At 71.6% G+C, this 22,336-nt stretch carries 17 protein-coding genes; 5 read left to right on the top strand and 12 right to left on the bottom strand.

The window, feature by feature from the left end:
* Positions 1-2 precede the first annotated feature (2 nt).
* Positions 3-1,979, bottom strand: coding sequence for an APC family permease (locus NVV32_RS06355; RefSeq protein WP_422391741.1), 1,977 nt, complete (start codon positions 1,977-1,979; stop codon positions 3-5).
* Between the two features lie 113 nt (positions 1,980-2,092).
* Between NVV32_RS06355 and NVV32_RS06350 the strand changes: the two genes are divergently transcribed.
* Together NVV32_RS06350 and NVV32_RS06345 are read left to right on the top strand one after the other, a co-directional pair.
* A complete protein-coding gene (locus tag NVV32_RS06350) occupies positions 2,093-2,764 on the top strand; it encodes a potassium channel family protein (RefSeq protein ID WP_422391740.1) in 672 nt (223 codons plus the stop codon).
* On the top strand, positions 2,761-3,447 hold the full coding sequence (locus NVV32_RS06345; RefSeq protein ID WP_422391739.1) for a potassium channel family protein: 687 nt from the start codon (positions 2,761-2,763) through the stop codon (positions 3,445-3,447). Before NVV32_RS06350 ends, NVV32_RS06345 begins: the two co-directional genes overlap by 4 nt.
* On the opposite strand, the gene NVV32_RS06340 is transcribed toward NVV32_RS06345, so the two are convergent.
* The 4 genes from NVV32_RS06340 to dut all read right to left on the bottom strand — a co-directional run bounded on the left by NVV32_RS06340 (position 3,444) and on the right by dut (position 6,249).
* A complete protein-coding gene (locus NVV32_RS06340) occupies positions 3,444-4,268 on the bottom strand; it encodes a DUF3159 domain-containing protein (RefSeq protein WP_422391738.1) in 825 nt (274 codons plus the stop codon). The two genes, NVV32_RS06345 and NVV32_RS06340, sit on opposite strands and share 4 nt — an antisense overlap.
* 23 nt (positions 4,269-4,291) lie before the next feature.
* Positions 4,292-4,696 carry a hypothetical protein gene (locus NVV32_RS06335; protein WP_422391737.1) on the bottom strand — a complete coding sequence of 135 codons (405 nt, stop codon included), beginning with the start codon at positions 4,694-4,696 and terminating at the stop codon, positions 4,292-4,294.
* A 5-nt stretch (positions 4,697-4,701) separates the two neighbouring features.
* Entirely contained in the window at positions 4,702-5,604 is a 903-nt protein-coding gene (locus NVV32_RS06330) for a DUF3710 domain-containing protein (protein WP_422391736.1), read from the bottom strand.
* 150 nt (positions 5,605-5,754) lie between these two features.
* On the bottom strand, positions 5,755-6,249 hold the full coding sequence (gene dut, locus NVV32_RS06325; RefSeq protein ID WP_422391735.1) for a dUTP diphosphatase: 495 nt from the start codon (positions 6,247-6,249) through the stop codon (positions 5,755-5,757).
* A gap of 243 nt (positions 6,250-6,492) precedes the next feature.
* Between dut and NVV32_RS06320 the strand changes: the two genes are divergently transcribed.
* Positions 6,493-6,969, top strand: coding sequence for a DUF3093 domain-containing protein (locus NVV32_RS06320; protein ID WP_422391734.1), 477 nt, complete (start codon positions 6,493-6,495; stop codon positions 6,967-6,969).
* Between the two features lie 14 nt (positions 6,970-6,983).
* Here NVV32_RS06320 and NVV32_RS06315 read toward each other — a convergent pair whose 3' ends face one another.
* A complete protein-coding gene (locus tag NVV32_RS06315) occupies positions 6,984-7,301 on the bottom strand; it encodes a DUF4193 family protein (RefSeq protein ID WP_422391733.1) in 318 nt (105 codons plus the stop codon).
* Positions 7,302-7,514: 213 nt separating this feature from the next.
* Here NVV32_RS06315 and sepH point away from each other — a divergent pair, with 213 nt between their 5' ends.
* Positions 7,515-8,837 carry a septation protein SepH gene (sepH, locus tag NVV32_RS06310; RefSeq protein WP_422391732.1) on the top strand — a complete coding sequence of 441 codons (1,323 nt, stop codon included), beginning with the start codon at positions 7,515-7,517 and terminating at the stop codon, positions 8,835-8,837.
* Positions 8,838-8,907: 70 nt separating this feature from the next.
* Here sepH and NVV32_RS06305 read toward each other — a convergent pair whose 3' ends face one another.
* The 4 genes from NVV32_RS06305 to NVV32_RS06290 are packed head-to-tail and all read right to left on the bottom strand — an operon-like array spanning position 8,908 to position 14,511.
* On the bottom strand, positions 8,908-9,729 hold the full coding sequence (locus tag NVV32_RS06305; protein ID WP_422391731.1) for a thymidine kinase: 822 nt from the start codon (positions 9,727-9,729) through the stop codon (positions 8,908-8,910).
* The gene (locus NVV32_RS06300; protein WP_422391730.1) at positions 9,722-10,924 is read right to left on the bottom strand and encodes an alkaline phosphatase family protein; all 1,203 of its coding nucleotides are present in this window, start codon (positions 10,922-10,924) and stop codon (positions 9,722-9,724) included. The genes NVV32_RS06305 and NVV32_RS06300 overlap by 8 nt, the downstream gene beginning before the upstream one ends.
* Positions 10,925-10,930: 6 nt before the next feature.
* On the bottom strand, positions 10,931-11,608 hold the full coding sequence (locus NVV32_RS06295) for a DUF5998 family protein (RefSeq protein WP_157365917.1): 678 nt from the start codon (positions 11,606-11,608) through the stop codon (positions 10,931-10,933).
* A gap of 47 nt (positions 11,609-11,655) precedes the next feature.
* The gene (locus NVV32_RS06290) at positions 11,656-14,511 is read right to left on the bottom strand and encodes a GNAT family N-acetyltransferase (protein ID WP_422391729.1); all 2,856 of its coding nucleotides are present in this window, start codon (positions 14,509-14,511) and stop codon (positions 11,656-11,658) included.
* 125 nt (positions 14,512-14,636) lie between these two features.
* Between NVV32_RS06290 and NVV32_RS06285 the strand changes: the two genes are divergently transcribed.
* Positions 14,637-17,252, top strand: a complete 2,616-nt coding sequence (locus NVV32_RS06285) for a DNA gyrase/topoisomerase IV subunit A (protein ID WP_422391728.1) — start codon at positions 14,637-14,639, stop codon at positions 17,250-17,252.
* Positions 17,253-17,324: 72 nt separating this feature from the next.
* Here NVV32_RS06285 and NVV32_RS06280 read toward each other — a convergent pair whose 3' ends face one another.
* Entirely contained in the window at positions 17,325-18,374 is a 1,050-nt protein-coding gene (locus NVV32_RS06280) for a GNAT family N-acetyltransferase (protein WP_422391727.1), read from the bottom strand.
* 180 nt (positions 18,375-18,554) lie between these two features.
* Positions 18,555-22,319 carry a thiol reductant ABC exporter subunit CydD gene (cydD, locus tag NVV32_RS06275; RefSeq protein WP_422391726.1) on the bottom strand — a complete coding sequence of 1,255 codons (3,765 nt, stop codon included), beginning with the start codon at positions 22,317-22,319 and terminating at the stop codon, positions 18,555-18,557.
* Positions 22,320-22,336 lie beyond the last annotated feature (17 nt).

The following is a 22,336-nucleotide window of genomic DNA, read 5'->3' as shown; positions in this document are numbered from 1 at the left end:
TCCTACTTGAGGTCCTGGTAGATCTGCGCCGCGTCGGAGGACGCCAGCTGCCAGGGCACGCTGGCGACCATCACGCCGGGCACGAAATGCAGGCGCGCCTTGATCCGCAGGGCGGTCTGGTTGTGGACCAGTTGCTCCCACCACTTTCCCACGACGTACTCCGGGATGTAGACCACGATCAGGTCGCGCGGGGAATCGCGGCGCATGGTCCTGATGTAGTCGAGGATCGGTGTGATGGTGTCGCGGTAGGGCGAGGCCAGGACCGTGATCGGGACCGGGATCTCGTACTTCTCCCAGTCCGCGAGGGTCCGCCGGGTCTGCTCGGGGTCGACATCGACCGTGACCGCGTCCAGGCGGGAGGGTCGCGACGCCCGCGCGAAAGCCAGAGCGCGCAGGACGGGTTTCCGTAGATGGGAGACCAGGATCACCGCGTGGACGCGTGACGGGAGCGCACGCAGCCGGACGGCGTCGTCGATCGCGAGTTCGGCGGCCACGGCGTCGTAGTGCTTCTTGATGCTGCGCATCACCGCGAAGAGGATGGCCATCGCGAGCACGGCGATCCAGGCCCCGTACTCGAACTTGGTCACGAGGACCACGACGAGCACCGCCGCGGTGAGCGCAAAGCCCAGGCTGTTGATGGCCCGGGACTTGTGGATGGCCCAGCGGTTCTGCGCCCCGACGGTGCTCCGCAATGTCCTGTTCCAGTGGCGGATGAGTCCGAGCTGGCCGCCCGTGAAGGAGACGAACACCCCGACGATGTACAGCTGCACCAGGGCCGTGACGTCGGCGCGGAACACGAGGATGAGCACCACGGCGCCGAGGCCGAGCGCGAGGATCCCGTTGCTGAAGGTCAGCCGGTCACCGCGCGTGCGGAGCTGCCGCGGGAGGTACCCGTCCGTGGCCAGGATCGACGCGAGGACGGGGAAGGCGTTGAAGGCCGCATGACCCGCGAGCATCAGGATCAGCGCCGTCGCCGCGACCACGAGGTAGAAGGCGGGCGAACCGGCGTCGAAGACGGTGCGCGCGAGCTGGCTCACCACCGGCGCCTGGATGTAGTCCTCGGGGACGGGCCCGCCGTCGAGCAGCAGTTGCCGGGACGGGTCCTGGACCACGTGGACGCGCGCCGCATTGGCGAGGTAGATGACACCGGCGAGCATCGCGGCCGACACGATCCCGAGGATGACGAGCGTCGTCGCGGCGTTGCGAGCCTGCGGCGCCTCGAAGCGCGGCACATTGGAGCCCGGGCCCTCGAGCCCGGTCAGGGCGGCGGCGCCCGCGGAGAACGCGCGGAGGATCAGCAGGGCCCCGGCGAGCCCGACCAGGCCGGCGTCGAGGGCCGCATCCGGGACGATCTCGAAGCGGGCGCTCGGAGCCTGCGCCAGGGTACCCGTCGCGGCCTGGACGATGCCGGTGACGCAGAGTGCGGCGATCCCGGCGAGGAACGCGTAGGTCAGCACGGCCCGGGCGCGGACGCCGCGCGTGATGCCCCGCAGGTTGAGCAGGACGAGGACCGCGACGCCGAGGACGGCGAGCGTGGTCCGGGCGCCCTCCAGCGCCGGGGCGAGGGACACGACGTACTGCGCGGCCGCTGACACCGAGACAGCGACGGTCAGCAGGTAGTCGATCATGAGCGCGGAGGCCACCGTGGTGCCCGCGCGGGGACCGATGTTCCGCTTCGCGATCTCGTAGTCGCCGCCACCGGAGGGGTAGGCGTGCACGGCCTGCCGGTAGGACGCGACGACGACGAGGAGGACCGCGATCACGGCGAGTCCGACCCAGGGTGAGATGGCGACCGAGGCGACCCCGGCCAGGGCGAGCGTCAACAGGATCTCGTCCGGCGCGTAGGCCACGGAGGAGAGGGCGCTCGCGGAGAAGACGGGCATGGCGAGGCGCTTGGGGAGGCTTCGGTTCCTCAGCCTGTCGCTGGCGAACGGCTTACCCACCAGCACCCGCTTGACGGCCTCGAGAAAAGTCAGCACAGCCCACAGACTAGCGCGTCCGCGCGGGTGGGCAGCCACTAGGCTTGGGGCTGGTACAGCACGGATCAGCAGGATCTCCACGACGAACAGACCAGGAATCAGGGGTGCCCTCGGTGGCTCATTTTGTGATCATGGGGTGCGGCAGGGTGGGTGTCAGCCTCGCCCACACCCTCGACGAATCCGGGCACTCGGTGGCCATCATCGACCAGGACGACCGTGCGTTCCGCCGCCTCCGCTCCTCCTTCGGCGGCCGCAAGGTCACCGGGGTCGGCTTCGACCGGGACACCCTGAAGTACGCCGAGATCGACGACGCCTATGCCTTCGCCGCGGTCTCGAGCGGCGACAACTCGAACATCCTCGCCACGCGCGTGGCCCGCGAGACCTTCCACGTCCCCCACGTCGTCGCCCGCATCTACGATCCCGGCCGCGCGGAGATCTACCAGCGCCTCGGGATCCCCACCGTGGCGGCCGTCCGCTGGAGCGCGGACCAGGTACTCCGGCGGATCCTCCCGGAGCAGACCATCAACGGCGACTTCCGCGAGACGTCCGGGCGCCTGATCCTCGCCGAACTGGCCCTGAGCGACGCCTGGCTCGGGCGGCCCCTGCGCGGCATCGAGATCGCGAGCGGTGTGCGCATCGCGTACATCACGCGCTTCGGCGAGGGCATCCTGCCGACACCGGAGACGAGCTACCAGCAGGGCGACATCCTGCACGCCATGATGAGGACGACCGCGACGGACGAGATCGGACGGATCCTCGCGGCCGCACCGAAGGAGGAGTCATGAGGGTCGTCATCGCCGGGGCGGGGAGCGTCGGCTCCTCCATCGCCCGGGAACTGCTCGGCAACAAGCACGAGATCCTCCTGATCGATGAGAAGCCCGAGGTGATCGGGCGGAGCGGGCTGAAGGGGGCCAAGTGGCTGATCGGCGACGCCTGCGAGCTCACCACCCTGAAGGACGCGCGGCTGGACGAGGCCGACGTCGTCGTCTCCGCGACCGGCGACGACAAGGTGAACCTCGTGGTCTCACTGCTCGCCAAGAGCGAGTTCGGCGTGGGCCGGACCGTCGGCCGGGTCAACAACCCCAAGAACGACTGGATGTTCGACGACTCGTGGGGCGTCGACGTGGCCGTCAACACGCCCCGCCTCATGACGGCTCTCGTGGAGGAAGCCGTGGAGATCGGCGACCTCGTGCGCCTGCTGACCCTGCAGACCGGCATGTCCTCGATCGTCGAGTTCACGGTCCCCCAGGACTCGCCGCTGGTCGGCGGGACGATCGGCAGCATCAGCCTGCCCGCGGAATGCGCGGTGGTGGCCGTCCTGCGCGACGACTCCCCCATCACGCCGAGCCCCGACGACGTCGTCGAGGGCGGCGACGAGATGTTCTTCCTCGCGGCGATCGCGGCGGAGGACGAACTGAGGACCGCGCTCTCGGCGCGGAACGACGACGACCCGGAGGAGGAGCGCTAGCTGCGCCCGGGCCCCGCAGGGTCCGCCGTGGGTCCCTGCCCGGAGGCGTCCGCCGCAGCAGGCGTGGCGGACGCGGGACGCGAGACGACCCACGCGAGCCACAGGCCGAGGGCGTAGAGCGGCAGCCCCATGGCCACGCGCGTCGAGCCGAGTGCGGCGACGTTCTCGACGAGGTAGAGGGGGACCTGCACCACGAGGCGCAGGGCGAGGACCGCAACGATGATCCACGTGGCGAGGGAGTAGGCGCGGACGCGCAGCGGATCCTTCCGCCACTCGATGCCCTCGTTGCGGATGAATCCGAAGAGGAGCCCGGCGAAGGGCCAGCGGAACAGCACGGACGCGGCCATCGCCACGATGTAGGCGCCGTTGATGAAGAACCCCGGGAGGAAGAAGTCCTCGGCGTTCCCCGTCCTCAGCGCCACGAAGGCGCAGAACGCGACACCGACCAGGCCGGCGAGGGCCTGCGTGACGGGCTTCCTCGACACCAGGCGGATCACGGTGAAGACCGCGGCGACCGCGAGGGCGGCGACGAGGGACACCATGAGGTCCCGCGCGAACGTGAAGACGAGCGTGAACACGAGCCCGGGCGCGATGCTCTCGGCAAGTCCCTGCACCCCGCCGATCGAGGAGAGGACATCGATCTGCCCGTCGTCGCTCCGGCGCACGCCCGACGTCGCGGCGTACTGCGTCGCCAGGTCCGCCGCCGTCAGGCCTGCCGGGCGCTGATCGGCCCCAGCTGCGGTGCCCTCCGGATGCTGCTGCGGGCTGTGCTCCGGATGCTGCTCGGGACCGTGCTCCGGGGACTGCTCCGGGGTGCTCATGCGTGGACACTCATTCGTACTCCTCAGTACTCCTCGGGACGCCCGAAGAGCTCGTAGCGGGGGTTGTAGACCGTGGGCGTGCCGGCGACGCGGCTCAGCATGCCCTCGAAGCGCAGCGTCACGCCTGCCTCGACGCCCGGCACGCGGCGCTGGCCCATCCACACGATCAGCACCGACTCCCGGGCTCCGTTCCACTCGATGCGGGCGAGCGCCCGGAACGACGGAGACGCCGTCACCGGAGCGATCGTGATCCGCTCGATCACCCCGTGCGCCTTGATCCTGCCCCGCGTCGGCAGGGCGGACGACGACGGCGCCGGGGAGACCGCCGCGGGGCCCGGGCGCTGAGCGTGGTGGAACGTGCCGTGCGCCGACCGATCCGCGGGCCCGGAGGGATCGGCGGGCCCGGGAAGGGAGGTCGTGGCGGGCACCGGAGCTAGCGGGTCTCGGTGATCTCGGGGCCGCGCTCGAGCGGATTGAGGTCCGGCCGCCGGGACTCGGGAGCGGGAGTCGGTGCTGCGGCGGCGTCCTTCGGCAGCTTGAGCTGCAGCAGTTCGCGTGGCGGCAGCGGATGGTCACCACGCACCACGACCACGTCGCGGAAGAGGCTCTCGATCGGGGCGGCCGCATTCTGCTCCAGCGCCGCCGGTCCCCCGAAGACACCCCGCAGGAACCACCGCGGTCCGTTGATGCCCGCGAAGCGCGCCACGCGGTAGCCGGCCTGACCGTCGGGCAGCTGCGCGGGCAGCCGGGCCAGGAGTTCGGTGCCCAGCCGCCCTGGGCGCTCCTCGACCGTTCCGCCCTGGGACCCGACCGAGACGCCGATCTGCTCGCGGATCTCGTCCCACAGGCCCTCGGTCTTCGGCGCCGCGAAAGCCTGCAGCTGCAGGGTCGAACCACTGAGGTCCAGGGTCACGGCGATGACGCGCTTGCTGCGTTCCTCGACCTCGAGGCGCAGCTGCAGTCCTTCGGCGGCCTTGATCCTCAAGGCGCCGAGATCGATGTAGCCGCTGTCGGTGTTCTGCTCGGAGACGTCGAACGGCCCGAGAACGGTCCGGTCGTAGTCCGCGCTGGAGACGTGCCCGGCGGGGACGGCAGATGCGGTGGGAGCAGCAGGCGCTGCGGCATCACCGGCCACGCCCTCGCCCCCTGCCGGCGACCCGTTCGTCGACTCCTCGTCCGAGGAGGGGAGACCTGCCGCGTCGTCGGACCCGGCAGCGGCTGCGGTCGTCCCTGGGGCGCTGTCCTGCGGCGTCGCCGGCACGGCGTCGCCCGTCGTCTCCGCCGCTTCGCCGGTCGCGTCGTCCTGCTTCTTCTTCCTGAGGCGCCCAAAAGCCATTCCGGGTCCCTTTCCTGATGCCATGGTCTGTCTGTCGGAGAAATCTGTCGGTATCTGTCGGTATCTGTGGCTGTACGTGATGATCGCTGCTGCCGGGCGTCCCCGCCCGGGTCCCGGGGGCGCGTGCTCCGCGCCCGGTCAGCCGCCCGGTCAGCCGACCGCGGGACGGACGGCGGGTTCCGCGTCGATGGTGCCGAAGCCGCCGGTCGAGCCGAAGCCACCGGTTCCACGCACGCTGCCCGGGAGCTCGTCCACGATCTCGAACACCGCCCGCTCCACGCGCTGGATGACCAGCTGCGCGATCCGGTCGCCGCGGGTGAGGCGCACGGACTCGGTCCGGTCCGCGTTGAGGAGGCAGACCTTGATCTCGCCACGGTAGCCCGCGTCGATGGTCCCCGGCGCATTGACGATCGTGAGGCCGTGGCGGACGGCCAGCCCCGACCGGGGATGGACCAGCCCGGCATAGCCGTCGGGGAGCGCCATCGCGACCCCCGTCGGGACGAGCACACGCTCGCCGGGGGCGATGACGACGTCGACGGCGGTCCTGAGGTCCGCTCCGGCATCCCCCTCGGTGGCGTACGACGGTGGCTCGAGGCCGTCGTCGAGCAACCGGATGCGGACCGGAAGGCCCTGCTGCGTACTCATCGGTGTACCCCTTGATGTACTTGATGAACCTGTGCTGGCGGGCCGGCTGGCGAGGACGCGGCCGGCACGGAGGTGAAGGTGCGTGCGCGGCTCCGTCGAGCACCTCTCCCGGTGACCAGCACCCCACTGTAGCGCCTTTGCCGGAGCCCCACCTGACAGTCCTCGGCATGGCCCGGGAGTGGGGCCGCACGCCTCACCGACCGTCGGGATGAGGTCGCCGCCCAGAAGTGGAATGCTGGTGTCATGTCCAGCGCGCCAGGGGAAGCCCCCCGCAACACACCAGACCAGGCAGTCCTGTACGAGGAGCGGCTCTGGCCGTCGCCGTGGATCTGGCTCATCGCGGCGGGATTCTCGTCGGCCACGATCGTCATGTTCGCGCCGATCTCGATGGAGGTCGGGTTCGGGGCGGCCGCCGTCGTCGCCGTCATCGTCTTCACCCTGCTCTTCACGTCCACCCCACGTATCACGGTCACCCCGACCACGCTGACGGTGGGGCGGGCCACGATCGAACGCCGGTACCTCGGGACCGCGGAAGGGTTCACGGGCGACGACGCCACGTACCAGCGCGGCCGTGGCCTGAACGGGCTCGCCTATCTGTGCATCCGCGGGTGGATCTCACCGGTGGTCAGGGTGGAGGTCGTCGATCCTGAGGACCGGACGCCCTACTGGCTCGCCTCCTCGCGCACACCGGAGCGCCTGGTGGCCGCCCTCGAGGGCTGATGCCACGTCCCCGGTCAGCCCTCGCAGTCCACGCAGTACAGCCGGCCTCCGCGGTCGGCGGCGATCTGCGACCGGTGGCGCACCAGGAAGCACGAGGCACAGGTGAACTCGTCGGCCTGGGCCGCGAGGATCTGGACCGAGATCTCCTCGCTCGAGAGATCCGCACCCGGCAGGTCGAAGGCGTCGGCGGCCGCCAGCTCGTCCTCGTCGATCAGCACCTCACCCACTCTTCGCCGGTCTCCCGTGTGGGCGACGAGCAGCTGTGCTACGGCACCCGCGCCCCCGGTCCCGCCGTCGTTCGCCGTCGTCGTGCGCGGCGTCTCGTCATCCATCGGCATACCTGTTCTCCCACGCTCCATCGGTCGGGTCCTTCCCCGGCTGTGTCCCCTCGGCAGCAACAACGCCGGGACCCCCGGATTTGTGCCCGTTCATCGCCGTGCGCCCCGCCACGCCTTACCGCGTAGTAGGAATGGCCGCCATTCAATGGCAAAGTTTCACCTAGTGATTATTCTCGGCTGGAGGAATTGATGCAGGAGTTACGCCTGGTGGGTGTCCATGAGGATGGCGGACATCTGCTCCTGAGCGGTGAGACGGGTACGTCCTTCAGACTGCCCATCGACGACGCACTGCGCACTGCGAGCACGGGTGGGTCGGAGGAGACGGCCACGCCTGCCTCCGCCCCGGCGCAGGACCTCCGGCAGCCCCCACGCCAGAAGGCGGCCAAGGCGCCCGTGCATCTCACGCCCCGTGACATCCAGGCACGGATCCGCGCCGGGGCGACGGCGGAGCAGGTCGTCGCCGAGTCCGATCTCGACCTGGCGCACGTCCGACGCTACGAAGGCCCCGTGCGTGCCGAGCGGGACTACGTCGCCTACCTCGCCCAGCGCGTGGAGGTGGCCTCGCCCCTCCCCAGCCACGACGGCTACCGCTCCGCCTTCGGCGATGCTCCCGCGCTGCTCGGTGACATGGTGTCCTACCGCGTCCAGAGCTACGGGATCGATCCGGGGTCTCTCGAATGGGATTCCTGGCGCCTGCAGGACGGCTCCTGGCACGTCGAGGCCTCCTTCGACCTGCCCGAGGACTTCGCGGTCGATCTCGGCGAGCACCCCCCGGCGCACTGGACGTACAACCCGACGCGGAAGACCGTGGCGAACGGCAACCGGTGGGCGCAGGTGCTCAGTGAGCTCGAGCCGCTCGACGGTCCCCTGCCCTCGCGCCGCCTGAGCGCCGTCGCCGATCGCGTGTTCGACTTCGAGGCGGAGAAGGAGGAGGAAGCACCGGGGTCGGTAGAGACGGACCAGGACGGCCTGCTCGACGTGCTGCGCTCGCGCCGGGGCCAGCGCCTCGGCATGGACGAGGACGGCGACGACGCCCTCGCCGAACTCCTCACCCGCGGCAGCATCCCCGCAGCACACCCGCGCGACGGTGAGGCGCCCGACGGTCCCGTCGACGACCCGTCCGAGAACCCCGCGCAGGAACGCGACACCCTGATCCCCGGTCTGTCACTCGCGCCGAGGGCCGGAGGGGATGGCCTGGGCGAGTCCGACGACGCGACGGCGTATCACGAGGACGGGACGCCGCGCCTCTACGACGGGGTCAGTACCGAGACACGCGAGATCAGCATCTTCGCGCAGCCCTCGCGCCGGCTGCAGCCGCCCGCTCCCCCGAAACCCCCGTCCGACGACGCCTCGGCGCGCCCCGCACAAAGCGCCCAGGACCCGGGTCAGCAGGCGGGTCGGGAGGCCGGGAGGAGCAGCCAGAAGGACGCAGCGGACGGCACCGGGCCCGCACCCGAGCGGAAGGCCAAGCCGAAGCGGTCGAGTGTCCCGAGCTGGGACGACATCGTGTTCGGCCGCAAGGGCGACTAGCACCAGCCGGACACCGCCTCTGCACGCACGACGGGCGGATCCGCCCGGACGAGCACTGCACGGCGTCGGGTCAGGCCTGCACCGATGCCTGGCCGGAGAGCGTCCGGTCCTTGCCCGCATCCGGTCCCGCCGTCGGGCCCTGCTCGAACGGCAGGGGCACCTGGTTGACGTACAGCGAGGGCGACGTGCGTGAGGTCTGCTGTCGCATGTGGTGCCGCCGGCACAGCGTCTCGTAGCCGACCGTCGCTCCACGGGGCGCAGGTCCCGTCGTGGACGCCGGTCCGCCGGACACGTCCTCCCCTGCACCGGATGCCGGCCCGGCCGCATCGGTGGGCTGCGGGACGGGACCGCCGCCGTCGGACTGGTCCACGTCCCCCACGACCATCTGGTCCCCCTCGACCACCATGACGCCGTCGAGGGTGCGGGCGTTGTGCGTGGCCCGCTTCCCGCACCAGCACAGGGCCTCGACCTGCAGGACCTGCACGCGGTCCGCCAGCTCGATGAGCCGCTGCGACCCCGGGAAGAGGCGGGTCCGGAAGTCCGAGGTGATGCCGAAGCCGAAGACGTCGATGCCCATCTCGTCGACGACGCGCGCGAGCTGGTCGATCTGCTCGATGGAGTAGAACTGCGCCTCGTCGCAGATCACGTAGTCGATCCGCGCACCCATGGTCTGGCGCGCGGTCAGATCCGCCCAGAAGTCCGTGTCCGGGAAGACCTCGACGGCGGGTACCTGCAGGCCGAGCCGGCTCGAGATCATCGACTCCCCCGCACGGTCGTGGGAGCTGAACAGCACTCCGCGCCGGCCGCGGGCCTTGTGGTTGTGGTCCATCTGCAGTGCGAGGGTCGATTTCCCGCAGTCCATGGTGCCCGAGAAGAACAGCAGCTCAGCCATGCCCCGTGCCCGTCGTCCGCCCACGGCGCCCGTCGCCCACCGGTGCTGCGAGGGTCAGGAGCGGGATCTCGCGCTCCGCCCTGGTGAGCGAGCCGTGCTGGCCCACCATCTCGAACGCCGCGGGCTGCGACCGCCGCCCGTCCACGAGGGCGATCCCCTCCCGTGCGAGCACGAGCAGGTCCCCGATCCTCGGCAGGACGACGTCGCTCACCGTGCCGAAGTACCCGTGCGCCACCGCTTCCTGGCGGGTCATGATCCAGGCCCGGTTGCCGAACGCCTCCTGCCAGCGCTCCGCGAGGAGTTCACGCTCAGGAGCGCCGAGTGCCGGCTCGAGGTACAGGTGCAGCATCCGCGCCTCCCCACCCGTGTGGGCGACGCCGTCGAGCAGGTCCGGGCGCTCGGAGTAGTCGATCCGCTGCGAGCGCGCGACATCCACCATCCCGTGGTCGGCGGTCAGCAGCAGCAGCGTGTCCGACGGGACGCGGCGTGCGAGCAGCTTCAGGGCGGCGTCGAGGTCCTCGAGCGCGGTGATCCACTGCGGCGAGTCGACCCCGTACCGATGGCCGGCCTTGTCGAGGTCGTTGACGTAGAAGTAGACGAGCGCCCGCGGGGCGGCGGCGAGCTCCGTCGCGGCCGCATCGATGCGCGCGTGGATCGTGTTCGCCCCCACGAAACGCCCCCCGCGCAGCGCCGCGCGCGTCATGGGCGAGTCGGCGAAGCGGGGCTGGCTCACCGTCACCATCGGGAGGTGTTCGGCGACGCGCTCGAAGACGGTGCGGTGCGGTTGCCAGGCCTGCGGATCGACACCGGGATCCCAGCGGCCCAGCATGTTCACCACCCTGCCCTGGTCGGGGTCCAGGACGTCGTAGCCGACCATGCCGTGCTGGCCCGGGGCGAGGCCCGTACCGAGGCCGGCGAGGGACGCCGCGGTGGTCGAGGGGAACGCGGAGGACAGGGTCCTCGCAGTCCCGAGGCCCTCGCGGAGGAACGGGGCGTGCGCGGCATATCTGCGCAGCAGGGTCATCCCGAGTCCGTCGACCATGACCACCGCGATCCGGCGCGCGGCAGGCAGGGCGAGGGCGTTGGTGAAGCCGTCGACGCCGAGCGCGGCGGCCGCACTCGTCATCACCTCGGAGACGGTGGACACGCCGTAGGCGGGCGGAGCCGGGAGGGGCTCCCTGTGCTGTCGGGGCATCGGCCGCTACCGCTGGTGGTGGGCCCGCGTGAACCGGCCTGCGAAGCCCGGCTGGCGACGCGGCGCCACGTCCGGGCCGGCGAAGTACCCGCCACCCACGGGGCTCGCCGTGTTGACCTTGCGCAGGGCGCGGGCGAACGCCTTCGCGTTCTGGACCGCCTGCGCGCCGTCCGCCTCGGCGCTGACGCGCAGCACGATGTCCTCCTGGGCCACCGTCCCCGTGAAGCCGTGGTCGGCGTCGCACTGGGGGTCCCCGCAGCTCGCCGGACCGATGTCGAGCCGCTGGGCGCCCGACCAGGCGATGGCGAGGGTCACCTCGCGCGTCTGGTCGCTGGGTTTGTAGTCCTGGGGCTGCGCGTAGAGGTAGCTCAGGACCACCGAGCGGATCTGGCTGACGGGCACCGACTCCGTGGAGATCTGCGCCGTGACCTGTTCGCCGGCGTCGTCGAGCTGCTGGTCGTCCACGTGCGTGATGACCAGCATGTCCTCGGTCAGCACGAGCACCGTGATGTGCCGGTGCACCTCGGTCCGTTCGAAGTGGGTCTCGAGATGCGCGACGTGGGACAGGGGTTCACGCCCGTCGAGGGCATCGTGCACCACGTCGGCCACGAGTCGGGGGTAGAAACCAGCCCGCTCGAGGGACGCATCGAGGTCGCGCCACGTGGCGGAGGGCGATGGGGTCATGCTCCCAGTTTCCCCCACCGGGCCGCCCAGCGCCTAACCCGGTGGCGTCAGTCCCGCATGGCGCGGCGCGCGCTGTCGGTCCGCCGCTGCGGGTTCCCGACGTCGATCGCGGCGCTCAGGACGGTCAGCCCGGACGTCGCGACGAGCACCGGGTTGAGGTCGAGCCGGGCGATCTCGGGATGGTTGTCCTTCAGCAGCGCGACCCGCGCCAGCAGGTCCTCGATCGCGGGGACGTCGGCCGGCGGCAGGCCCTGGTACCCGAACAGCTTGCGGCTCGCGCGGGGAGAACGCACCAGGTCGGCGGCGTCCACCGTGCTGAGCGGAGGGACGGCGTGCGCCCAATCGTCGAGGAGGTTGACGGCGTCGCCCGCGAGACCGAAGGACACCACCGGTCCCATGAGGGGATCCTCGATGGCGCGGATACTGCAGGCCTGGCCCGCCGGCGCCATGGACTGCACCTCCATGCCGAAGCTCCCGAACGGGGCCAGGACACGTTCCATCTGGGCGATGTTGCGCCGGAGCGAGGCGGCATCGTCGATGCTCAGGCGCACCCCACCGAGGTCGAGGCGGTGCCGCAGGTGTTCGTCCATCGTCTTCAGGGCGACGGGCCAGCCCAGGCGTGTCGCCTCGGCGACTGCCTCCTCGGCCGTGGTGAACCGCGCAGAGGGCAGCAGGCGGATGCCGTAGGCGGCCATCAGCGCGACGCACTCCTCGCCGGTGAGGCGCGACAGCTCGACGTCGGCGACGCGCCTCCGCGCCGTCGCGAGGACAGCGGCCGCGGCGTCGACGTCGACCCCCTCCGGGTCGAGGAACTCGCCGTGGTCCCGTGCACGCCATCGCGCGTACCGGACGACGGCGCCGAGGGCGGCGAGGGCCGCACCGGGACTCGTGAAGCAGGGCAGTCCGCGCTGCAGCGGGAGCGCCAGCGGCGTCGCGGCCTGTCCGTCGGCCGCCGTCGTGACAGGTCCCGCAGGCGCTCCCGACGGTCCCGCGGGTACGGACCCGTCGTGCGCTGCTTCCGCCTGCACGCCACCCTTCCCCCCGCCCTCCGGCGTGGCGTCCAGCGGAGCCGGGCTCACGCCGCCCGCCGACGCGGCGGTGACGAGCCCGTCGAGCTGCAGGGCGGCGTCGAGGATGCCGGTGAAGGAGGCGACGACCGGCTTGCCCGCGGACTCCGCGCACCGCTGCAGGCAGGCGGCGACGGACTCGGCAGTGAGCCCGCGCGCCGGCAGGGTCGTCACGACCGCCGCGTGGACGGCCGGATCGGCGAGGGCACCGTCCACCGCCGCGGCGAGGGCAGGCAGGGCGACGGACTGCCCGGCGTCGAGCTGCAGGTCGGTGTAGAGGCGGGCGACCGTCATGCCCTGCGACACGACGCCGTCCGCCACGACCTTGCCGAGCGCGGAGGAGTTGCTGAACACGGCGATCCCGCCACCCCCGGGCAGCGGCTGGCTCGCGACGATCTGCGCGATGTCCATCAGCTGTTCCGTGGTCTCGACGCGCATCACGCCGGACTGCCGGAGCATCGAGTCGAGCGCTCCCGGCGGCGCCTGGCTGGTCCGCACGGCGTGCCCGGGCGGGAGCTGGAGGCCGGTGACGTCGGACTTCGCCACGATCACGGGTTTGGTGCGGGCGAGCCTCCGGGCGATCCTCGAGAACTTCCTCGGGTTGCCGATGGACTCGAAGTAGAGCCCCACAGCACGGGTGGAGGGATCGTCCTCCCAGAACTGCATGGCGTCGTTGCCGGACACGTCGGCGCGGTTGCCCGCCGAGATGACGGAGGAGACGCCGAGGCCGCGGCGGTGCGCACTGGCGTAGAGGAGGACCCCGAGTCCCGCCGACTGGCTGAAGAGGGAGAGGGCCCCCCGCTCCGGCAGGTCGGGTGCCATCGACGCGTTGAGGCGCACCAGTGGATCGGTGTTCACCAGGCCGAGGGACGCCGGTCCCACGACCCGCATGCCGTGGGCCCGCGCCCTGTGTACGAGGGCGCGCTGCCGCACCATGCCCTCACCGGCGTCGTCGGCGTAGCCCGCGGTCACCACCAGGAGGCCCTTCACGCCGGCACGCGCGCAGTCGTCCACGACGGCGTCGACCTCCTCGTGGGGCACGGCAATCACCGCGAGGTCGACCTGCTCGGGCACCTCGGCGAGGGAGGCGTACGAGATCATGCCGCCGAGCTCGAAGGCCTCGGGATTGACCGCGTGGATGCGGCCCGTGAATCCGCCGTCCACGAGGTGCTCCAGCAGCGCGTGGCCCACCGTCCCCCACTCACGGCTCGCGCCGATGACGGCGACCGACGACGGCGTCAGGAGCTCGGCCATGCTCCGCGCCTCCGCGCGGTGCTCCCTCGCCTCCATCACGGCCTGCGACTTCCGCGTGGGGTCGATGTCGAAGCTGAGCATCACCACGCCGTCGTCGAAGTGGCGCTCCACCTCGTAGCCCGCCTCGGCGAAGACCGTGATCATCTTCCGGTTCTCGGGAAGCACCTCGGCGGAGAACCGCCGGATCCCGTTCTCGCGAGCGGCCACCGCGAGGTGCTCGAGGAGGATCGACCCCACGCCGCGGCCCTGGTGGTGGTCCGAGACGTTGAAGGCCACCTCCGCCTCGAGGGGATCGTCGAGGCGGTCGTACCGGCCGATCCCGATGATGTCCGCACCCCGCGTGATGACGAACGCCACGCGGTCGCGGTGGTCCACCTCGGTGAAGCGCGTCAGCTCCTTGGCGCTCAGCTTCGCCTTGTAGGTGAAGAAGCGGAGGTAGATCGATGCCTGGGACTGGCGTACGTGGAAGGCCTGGACCGCATCGGCGTCCGTCGGCGAGATGGGCCGCAGGTGCGCCGTGCCGCCGTCGCGCAGGATGACATCAGCCTCCCAATATTCCGGGTATTGTCCGTCCGCCACCATAGACTCAGGGTAGTCGGCATCCCCTGCGGTGTCGCAGGCCCGGCCGTCACCGGAGCCGCGCCGCGGGGTGGACGCAGGCACAGCACCCCGTCATCACCCCCCGAAACACTGAGGAACAGCCGCACATGGCCAGGCGCCAGACCCCCGCTCCGCCGGAGGATTTCACCGAGAAGATCATCGACGTCGACGTCGAAGCCGAGATGGAGGAGTCCTTCCTCGAGTACGCGTACTCGGTCATCTATTCGCGTGCCCTGCCGGACGCTCGCGACGGGCTCAAGCCCGTGCAGCGGCGCATCCTCTACATGATGTCCGACATGGGGCTGCGTCCCGACCGCGGCCATGTGAAATCCGCCCGCGTGGTGGGCGAGGTCATGGGGAAGCTCCACCCGCACGGTGACAGCGCCATCTACGACGCCATGGTCCGCATGGCCCAGGACTTCTCCCTGCGGCTGCCCCTCATCGACGGGCACGGCAACTTCGGGTCGCTCGACGACGGACCGGCGGCCGCGCGCTACACGGAAGCCCGTCTCGCAGCAGCGGCGCTGACCATGACGAACCACCTCGACGAGGACGTCGTCGACTTCATCCCCAACTACGACAACTCGCTCGAACAGCCCGAGGTGCTCCCGGCGGCCTTCCCCAACCTCCTCGTCAACGGTGCGAGCGGGATCGCGGTGGGCATGGCGACGAATATGCCGCCGCACAACCTCGGCGAGGTCGTCGCCGCCGCACGTCACCTGATCGCGAACCCCGACGCACCGCTCGAGGACCTCATGCGGTTCATCCCCGGCCCGGACCTCCCGAGCGGCGGGAAGATCGTCGGGCTCGACGGCGTGCGCGACGCCTACGCGACGGGCCGCGGCTCGTTCAAGACCCGGGCGACGGTCAAGGTGGAGCAGCTCTCCGCGCGGCGGACAGGCCTCGTGGTGACCGAGCTGCCCTACACCGTCGGCCCGGAGAAGGTGATCGAGCGCATCAAGGACGCCGTGACCGCCAAGAAGCTGCAGGGCATCTCGGACATCGTCGACCTCACCGACCGGAAGCACGGGCTGCGGCTCGTGATCGAGCTCAAGAACGGGTTCAATCCGAATGCCGTCCTCGCGCAGCTGTACCGGTTCACGCCCATGGAGGATTCCTTCGGCATCAACAACGTGGCGCTCGTCGACGGACAGCCCCGCACCCTGGGGCTCGTGGAGCTCCTGCAGGTCTATGTAGCGCACCGCATCCTCGTGGTCCGCCGTCGCACCTCCTACCGGCTGCAGCGCAAGCGCGACCGCCTGCACCTCGTCGAGGGCCTGCTCGTCGCCATCGTGGACATCGACGAGGTCATCCAGATCATCCGTTCGTCCGACGAGTCCTCCGCCGCGCGCGAGCGCCTGATGGCCATCTACGATCTCACCGAGATCCAGGCCAACTACATCCTCGAACTGCGCCTGCGCCAGCTCACCCGCTACTCGCGCATCGAGCTCGAGAAGGAGCAGGAGCAGTTGCGTCTCGAGATCGCCGAGCTGGAGGCGATCCTCGGGTCGGAGGAGCGCCTGCGGACCCTCGTCTCCGACGAGCTCGCGGCACTGTCCGAGCAGTTCGCGACACCACGCCGCACGGTCCTCCTCGAGTCCGAGGCGGCCGCCCCGCTCAAGGGGTCCAGCCTGCCCGCTCCCGCGGGCAAGGGGGCGAAGGCCGTCATGCCGCTCGAGATCGCCGACGACCCCTGCTGGGTCCTGCTCTCGGCCTCGGGTCAGCTCGCCCGGACGTCGGACCGGGAGCCTCTTGCCGACGGCCAGCGCATCAAGCACGACGCCTTCCGTTCCGTGCTGCCGTCCACGGCCCGCGGCGAGGTAGGTGCGGTGACGTCGGCGGGTCGCATGATCCGCCTGCAGGTGATGGACATGCCGGCCCTCCCGCCCACCGCCGGAGTGCCGAATCTCGCGGGCGGCGTGCCGTCGACGGAGTTCATCACCCTCGAGCGCGGGGAGCGCCTGATAGGACTCGCTCCGCTCAACGGCGTGGTGGCTCTCGGCACGGCGCAGGGCGTGGTGAAGCGCGTGCAGCCGGACTATCCGCTGAACAGGGACGACTGGGAGGTCATCTCGCTGAAGCCGAAGGACGCCGTCGTGGGTGTCGCGACCGCCGCGGACCAGGACGATCTCGTCTTCGTCACCCGCACGGCCCAGCTCCTGCGCTTCCCGGCGTCGGCCGTGCGGCCGCAGGGCAGGACCGCCGGCGGGATGGCAGGCATCAAGCTGGGGGCCGGGGACACCGTGCTGCACTTCGGCGCCGTCGCGGCCGGCGACGGCCAGGCCGTCGTCGTGACGGTCACGGCTGCGGGAGATGCACTGCCGGGGACCTCGGCCGGCTCGGCCAAGGTCACCGAGTTCGCCGAGTACCCGGTCAAGGGACGCGCGACCGCGGGAGTGCGCGCCCACCGTTTCCTTCGCGGCGAGGAATCGCTCTCCCTGGCCTGGGCCGGTCACGGTCCGGCGAGGGCCGCCTCCACGAACGGCGTGGCGCGGGCCCTGCCGACCGAGCACGGACGCCGGGACGGATCCGGCGTGCCCCTCACGCAGCAGATCGACGCGGTCGGCCCGGCGCTGAAGGGACTCCTCGAGCCCGGGAGATCGGGAGCGGAGGCTCCGGTCGGGAAGACGCAGCCCGCGAACGATGATGCTCCGGGTACGGTCAGGGCGGTCGACGGCTCGGCCGGTGGGACACCCGACGACGCGCAGGGCACCCTGCTCTAGCCCCTCCCGGCCGGGCTGGTGGCCGCCCGCCCTCCTGGCGCGGCGTGGCGTCCCGTGGTCGCGCGGGAAGGGTCAGTCGATCGCTGGGTCGAGGGGCAGATCGAAGACGATGGAGCGCTGCGTGGGGACGAATCCCATGCGCTCGTACAGGCCGAGCGCACCGGACGGGTTCTCCGTGTCGACACCGAGGCCGGCATTGTCCATGCCCGCCGCACGGTAGCGCCGCATCGCCTCGGCGAGAAGGGCCGGGGCGAGTCCCCGTCCCCGCCACTTCCGCCGCACGCCCAGCAGATCGGTGTAGCCCTCGGAATGACCGAGCAGCTCCGGCGAATCCGGGTCGAAGCTCGCCAGCTGATAGGCCACCACCTCCCCGGTGCGGGGGTCCACCAAGCCGAGACTCCAGTCGTCGCGGAACTCCGGATGACTGACCGTGAACTGCCATGACTCCTGGTCCCGGGGCTCACTCCCCCAGTGGTCCTGGAAGGCGTCGTTGTGGGCGAGGCGCACCCGTTCCGCGATGTTGCGGTCCGCGCCGTCCGCGAACGTCACCAACTCCAGCTCGGCGGGGAACGGCAGATCGGGGATGGGTTGGTCCAGCGGGCGCGTCATCTCGGTGAAGTACCGGACGATCGTGCTCCCGCTCGCCGTCATCAGCGCCAGGTGCGAGGGGTTCCGCTCCTCGACATAGTTGCGGAAGATGCCGTCGGTCCGGCCGGTGTCCCGCACTCGTTCCGCTGCACGCCGTGCCTGCCACGCGAGGACCGCTCCGCCGATCCCCCGCCGGCGCCAGGCCGGATCAACGCCGCCCGCGCCGTGGACGAGTGACGAGCCGGCGTTCATCGACACCCGGCCGAACGCGCGGAGGACGCCGTCGTCGTCGAGACCGGCGAGGGTGTCCCGCCGCGGGTCGTTCTTCGACGCCCGGAGGGCCTGCTCGAGATCGGCACGCTGTTCCACCCAGTCCGGCTGGTCCTCGACGGCGATCCGCCTGACGAGCGCCAGCCAGCGGTCGATGTCCGCGTAGGCCAGCGGCCGCCACTGCAGCACAGCGGGCAGCGGGAGGACGTCCTCCCCGCGGTCGGAGGTGGGACCGATGTCCGGTGATGAAGTCTCGCGCGTCATGATGCCAGCGTATTGCAGGGTCAACCGGCCCCGCTGGAGGTCCGTCCGCCTCCGGGCGGTTTCCGGGCGCGGCGGGGTCCCGGGCCCCGGCACACGCAGGCCCGGTCCAGTGCGGACGGGCCGGACGGGCCGGACGGGCCGGGCGGGCCGGGCGGGGCCGTAGGTCCCATCGGGACACGACTACGGGCGGATGCGGGGTACCGCGGCCTCCGCCTGCCTGCGCGCCGCGCCGAGGAGCAGGACCTCGTCGCAGGTCGCCGCCTCGGCGGGATCGTGCGTCACGAGGAGTACGGCGGTGTGCGGCAGGCCACCGCGCAGGTCGGTGAGCAGCGCGCGGGCACCGTCACGGTCCAGATGCGCGGTCGGCTCGTCGAGGAGCACGACGCGGGACCGCGTGAGCAGGGCACGTGCAACGGCGAGCCGCTGGCGCTGCCCGCCCGAGAGGCGCGACCCGCCGGAGCCCACCTGGGCATCGAGACCGTCTTCGAGTCCGTCCACCAGCTCCGCCAGGCCCACCGCCCGGACCACCGCGCGGAGCTCCTCCTCCGTGGCGGGATCCCCGGGCCTCCGGGCGAGCTGGAGGTTCGCCCGCAGGGTGGAGGTGAACAGGTGGCTCTCCTGCGGACACCAGGCGACCCGCGGCCTCGTCGACGGCCGGGCGGACCGGCCATCGACGAGGAGTCGCCCCGTATCCAGCGGCAGGAAGCCGAGGAGCGCGCCGAGGACGGTCGACTTGCCGCTCCCCGAAGGGCCGGTGAGACCCGTCCACCGACCCGGGACGAGCGTGAGGTCCACGCCGGTGACCACGGGCTCCCCGGGCACGTACCCGATCGAGGCGTCCTCGAGGGCGAGCGCCGAGGCGGTGACGGGATCCTGCAGGTTGGGCCGGGCGTCGTCGCGTCCCGCCGTCGGCGCAGCGTCCAGCGACGGCCGGAGCCTCCCCACCACGGCGGCGAGCGGACCCCAGTGCCGGACGGCCGATGTACCGGCCGCGAACGGCTCGATCAGGGCGAGTTGCATGAGGACGAGGACGGCCGTGACATCGGCCGGCAGCCCCTCCGCCGTGACGAGGATGCCCAGAGCTGCGGCTGAGCACGCGGCGACCACCACCGCGGTGGACACCCCGGCTGCCGCTGCGGAACGATGCGCCGCGCGGGCGAGCAGCGCCTCCGTCCGATGTGTCGCCACCAGGGCGGGACCGTGGACACCGTTGACGCGGAGATCAGGTGCGGCCCGCAGCAGCCGCGCTACCCGTCCGAGGGCATCCGCCCTCAGCTGCACTGCCGCAGCACCCGCCGCCCGTTCCCTGAGGACCGCGACCACGGGCGCGACGACGACGGCGCCGCCCACGGCGAGGACCTGCCAGCCCAGGGAGGCGGGGTGCAGGACGGCAGTCGTCACCAGGGCCGCCGCGCCGGTGAGGACAGCGGTGAGGAAGGGTGACAGCGCCCGTGCGGAGAGGTCCTTCAGCTCGTCGACGTCGCCGACGAGCTGCTCGATCGCGCCGGATCCGCGAGCCAGTGTCCGCCAGGACTGCCCTGCGCGGAGGAGGCCTGTCCAGAGGCGGAGCCGCGTCTCGTCCGCCCGGTGGAAGACCGCCCGGTGGAGCCAGAGCCGCTCTTCGTAGCGCAGGAGCGACCGGCCGATGCCGAAGAACCGCACGCCGACGATCGCCGTGAGCAGGTAGAGGATGGGCGGCTGTTCCGATGCGCGGACGATCAACCAGCCGCTGAGCGCGGTCAGGGCGACCGCGAACACGGCGGATCCGAGACCGAGGAGTGTCGCGGCGACGAAGCGCCGGTCCCACGGCTTCACGAGGACCAGCGCGTGACGCGTCGAATGCAGCCACCCGGAGACGGACGGTCGCGTCCCCGGGACGCTGGTGGACGGGTCCGCAGACGGATCCTCCGCCGTCCGTCCGGTCATCCGTCCCGTCGTGCGCTCCGCCGCCCGTCCCGTCATCCGTCCCGTCGTGCGCTCCGCTGTCCGTCCCGTCGTGCGGGACGAAGCGCGTACAGCGGCCGGCGCCGATGCGCCGGTCGGGACGCCGGTCGAGCTGCTGGTCAGGGTATCCGTCGCGACATCGGTCGGGCTGTCGGTCGGGCTGCCGGTCGAGCTGCCGAAGGACGGGGCGGACCCTGTAGGCGACGATGCGACCGCCGTGGCCCGAGACGCGGGAGCGACACGCGTGCCCGTGATCGGCAGACCCACGGCCGACGCGCTCGTGGTGGCCCGGGTGCCGGCCGCTGCTCCCAGATGGACCTGCGTGTCGGCGATGGCCGCGGTGGCGTCGTCGTGCGCGATCAGGAGGACCGTCAGCCCCGGCCGACGCAGCGCGATCGCGGCGCGGATGGCTGCGGAGGATCCTTCGTCGACGTGCGCTGTCGGCTCGTCGAGGAGGAGCAGCCCGACTGCGGGGTCCTGCGCGCGCAGGAGAGCCCGGGCGACGGCGACGCGCCGTAGCTCGCCGGGACTGAGCTCGCCCGTCCGACGGTCGACGAGGTCCGCCGCGCCCACGCCTGCGAGCACCTCGGTGATCGCGGGATCGTCCTCCTCCGTCCGTCCGTACAGCGCGAGTTCGGCGCGCACCGTCGGGGCGATCAGCTCCGGATGCTGCGGGACCCACGCCACCGCGCCGTCCGCCGGTGTTGTGATCGTCCCCTCCAGGTGCAGCCCTGCCGGCAGCGCCGCCCCGCCGGCAAGAGTGCGCATGAGCGTCGACTTGCCGGTCCCGCTCGGTCCCCTGAGTGCGGTGACCGTTCCCCGGTCGAGCCGGAAGGACACGCCCGACACGACGGGCGGGACGACGCCGTCGTACCGGACCGTCACGTCCTCCAGCCTGGCGGTCACCGGGTCCGCCACCGCCGATCGGACCAAAGCCGCACCGGCCGTCGACGGCGGCGGGGCGTCGATGACGGCGCGCACGCGCTCGCCGCTCTCCTCGCCGTCCTCGCTCGCGTGGTGCGCGGCTCCGACGTCGCGCAGCGGCCCGTAGCACTCGGGCGCGAGGATCAGGGCGATCAGGGCGGTTTCGAGTCCGAGGTCCCCGTGGATGAGGCGCACACCGGCGAAGACGGCGACGACGGCGACCGAGATGGTGCTGATCAGTTCGAGGGCCAGCGAGGACAGGAAGACGGTCCGGAGGGTCGTCATGGTGCGCGATGAATAATCTGCGGCGATCTCGCGCAGCGCCCTGGTCTGCTCGCCCGCGCGGCCGAGGCCCACGAGCACCGGCAGCCCCCGGGCCAGTTCCAAGAGATGGTCGGAGAGCCGTCCGAGCGCCGTGGCTGCCTGCTGCGTCCGCTCCTGCGTGTGCAGGCCGATGAGCACCATGAACACCGGCACGAGAGGGACGGTGAGGACGACGATGAGTGCGCTCACCCAGTCCGCGGCGAGGATCCGCGCGCCGACGAGGAGTGGCACGACGGTGCAGGTGATGAGCGACGGCAGGTACTGCGTGTAGTACGCGTCGAGTCCGTCGAGGCCGCGTGTGAGCAGCACGGCGAGGGAACCCTGGCCGGTGCCGCCGTGGGCCGCCCGGGTGGTCCCCCCGTCGTCGAGCACGCGCAGCAGCGCCGCCTCACGGAGCCGCTCGCGGACGCCGAGGGCCAGCCGGGCGGCGGTGGCGTCCTGCCCCCAGGCCGCCACCGTCCGGAGGATCGCGCCCGCGACGCCCTGGACGAGGATGGCCCCCACCTCGAGATCGCCTGCGGCGACGGAGGCGATGCCGACAGCGAGTGCCTGCGCCATGAGGACCAGGCCGAGCGCGCGTGCTGCGGCGAGGACACCGAGGAGATAGACCGCCGTCGTCGATCCGGCCGCACCGGCCGGTCCGCCCGCCCTCAAGGAGGCGATGGGGGACCTCCGCGGGGCAGGCGCCGACGCAGCGGGCGCCTGCGACAGGTCACCGGCGGGGGCGTCCGCGGTGGGCGTGGAGTCGCGCATCCCGGTCCTGATGGCTC

Source organism: Arthrobacter sp. N1 (assembly GCF_048288285.1).
Lineage (GTDB): Bacteria > Actinomycetota > Actinomycetes > Actinomycetales > Micrococcaceae > Arthrobacter_D.
This window is presented reverse-complemented; position numbering and strand designations above follow the sequence as displayed.